The 2,849-nt window shown below is 64.7% G+C and carries 1 protein-coding gene; it reads right to left on the reverse strand.

The genetic code is table 11. The features are described 5' to 3' along the window. Positions 1 to 2,849, reverse strand: a 2,849-nt coding sequence (locus tag HNQ59_RS19195) for a non-ribosomal peptide synthetase (RefSeq protein WP_184042000.1), incomplete at both ends; no start/stop codon positions are given.

The following is a 2,849-nucleotide window of genomic DNA, read 5'->3' on the forward strand; positions in this document are numbered from 1 at the left end:
CGCACCAGATCACCGGTGCGGTAGAGGCGACCCCCGTGCGGGTCGAAGGGGTCGGCGATGAAGCGCTCGGCGGACAGCGCGGCACGGTTCAGATATCCCCGGGCATGCAGCTTGCCGCCGATATACAGTTCGCCAGGAATATCCGGCGGTACCAGATTCAGATTCGAATCCAAGACATATAGGGTACGGCCTGGCAATGGGCTGCCGATCGGCATGATGGAAGGAATCGGTGACCGGCCATCCAGATAAGCCTGGCAATCCAAGGTGGTTGATACGACGATGCACTCGGTCGGGCCATAGGTGTTCAGCAGCTTGACATGTTGCAGACCGGCCTTCTGCCAAGCCAGCAGCCCCTCTGGCGGCATGGCCTCTCCCCCCATGTGCATTTCGCGTAGGTGGCCATAATCGGTGTGTCCGGCATTGGCAAAGCTTTGGGCCATGGCAAACCAGTAAGCAGTTGGCAGGTCCGCGATGGTGATCCGTTTATCGAGCAACTCGTGATGGAAACGTTCAGCGCTCCACATCTCCGGCCCGCGCAGTACGACGGCGGCCCCTACCACCAGGGGCGGGAACATCTGCTCGATGAAGCCATCGAAGTTGAGTGTCGAAAATTGCAGCATGCGGTCATTTGCGGACAGGCTGGAGAAGTCGGCACTGATCAGAACATGTTCAGTAAAGGCTTGTTGCGCCACCGCCACCCCCTTGGGCCGACCCGTCGAGCCAGAGGTATAGATGACATACGCCAACTGCTGCGGATGCACCGTGACAGCCGGTGCGGTGGAGGGATGATCCGCCTCGGGCAGCGCATCCAGACACCACACGGGCAGCGTGGCCGGGATCGGCAGCTGCGGCAGCAGCGCAGTCTCGGTCAACACCAACCCCAGCTGGGCATCGGCCAGCATATAGGCCAGCCGCTCAGTCGGATAGTCCGGGTCGAGCGGCACATAGGCAGCCCCGGCCTTCAACACCGCCAACAGCGCCACCACCAGCTCGACACTGCGCGGCAGGGCAATACCGACCCGCGCCTCGCGCCCGATCCCCTGCGCCAGCAAGCGATGCGCCAACTGATTGGCCTGCGCCGCCAAAGCCTGATAACTGAGCGTCGTCTCCCCGCAGACCAGCGCAATCGCAGCGGGCTGGGCCGCCACCTGCGCCTCGAACAAGACATGCAGCGGCGGCACAGTCGGATAGCGGGTGGCCTGGCCCCCCCACACCTGCAACTGCTGCTGCTCCGCCGGTGACAGCAACGTCAACCGCGCCAGCGCCGTCTGCGGCGCCTCGGCCAGCGCCTGGGTCAACTCAGTCAGCGCCAAGGTCATATACGTGCACAAGCGCTCGGTGGCCAGCGACACCACACTCTGAGCCGCCAGACTGAACCCCTCACCCAGATCATCCACCGACAGACTCACGGGATAATTGGTACGCTCCTGCCCACCCAGCCAAGTCACCCCCGGCCAGGGCAGCTGATCGGCAGCCAGCGCCGGGCTGTAACGATAATTGAAGAGATTGGTGAACAACGGCGTCCCGGCAGGCAGCCCGCTGCACCGCTGGGCCAGCGCCAGACTGGCATGCTCATGCCTGAGCAAAGCCGTCAGCGCCGCCTGCGTCGCCTGCAAGGCCGTTGCCACCGACTGTCCGGCCAACGAGAGACGTAGCGGCAAGGTATTGATGAACAAGCCCAAGGCCCGATCCGCCCCTGCGCCGGCCTGCATGCGGCCAAACAACACCGTCCCGAACACCACCTCCTCACGGCCACTGGTACGGGCGAGCACCAAGGCCCAGGCCAGATGGCACAAAGCGGCTGCACTCACCCGATGGCGACGGGCCTGCTGCCGGATGGCCTGGGCCAACTCTGCCGCCAGCGGCTGACGGACCTCACGCACCTGTGCTCCGGTGCCCTGGACATCCAACAGACCGAACGGTGCCGTCGGCTCATCGATCGCGTCCAGCTGCGCACGGAAGAACGCCTCATGCTCCGCCGGACTGACCCCCAGCCGAGCCTGCGCCACGAACTGCCGGAACGGCACCGACGGCGGCAGGCTGGCCTGCTGCCCAGCCTGGATCGACGCGACCTCCGCCATGATCAAACCCAAGGTCGTGTGATCGAGGATCAGATGATGCCCCGGCAACTGCAACAACACCCGCTGGCCGACGGTCTCCACCACCGCCAAGGCCCGCAACATCGGCGCCTGCTGGACATCGATACGATAGTGGGTCGGATCGACCTGATCCGACAACCAGGTGGCCAGATCGACCGTATCCGGCGGCGGCGTCACCCACTCCACCGTCAAGGTCGCCGTCCGCCACACCACCTGCACCGGCTCGGGCAAATGCTGCCACAGCACCGCCGTGCGCAAGCTGTCATGGCGGGCGATCACCACATTCAAGGCCGCGATGAACGCCTGCAAGGTCGCCTGATCCGGGAAGGCCAACAGATTGGTGGCGACATAGGCATCCCCCACCGGCTGCAACCGATGGTGGAACAAAATCCCCTCCTGCAAGGGCGCGAGCGGATAGATATCCTGGATATTGGCCATCCCCCCCGGCACCTGCTCAGCAATGGCCGCCAGCTGTGCTGGTGTCAACGTCACCAAGGGCAGCATCTGCGGCGTGATCTGCGTGCAACCGGGCGCGATGCCATTGGGCGGCACCACCACCATCGGCACCGCCTCCTCGGCCAAGGCCAGTGCAAAATCGGCCAGCACCGGCTGCTGGAATAAAGTCTTCACCGACACCGCCCACCCGGCCTGCCGCATCCGCTCCAACAAGGTCAACGCCAGCAGCGAATGGCCGCCGAGCGCAAAGAAACTATCGTGTCGCCCGACGCGCTCGACCCCCAGCACCTCGGC

Origin of the sequence: Chitinivorax tropicus (assembly GCF_014202905.1) — a bacterium.
In the GTDB taxonomy this organism is placed as follows: domain Bacteria; phylum Pseudomonadota; class Gammaproteobacteria; order Burkholderiales; family SCOH01; genus Chitinivorax; species Chitinivorax tropicus.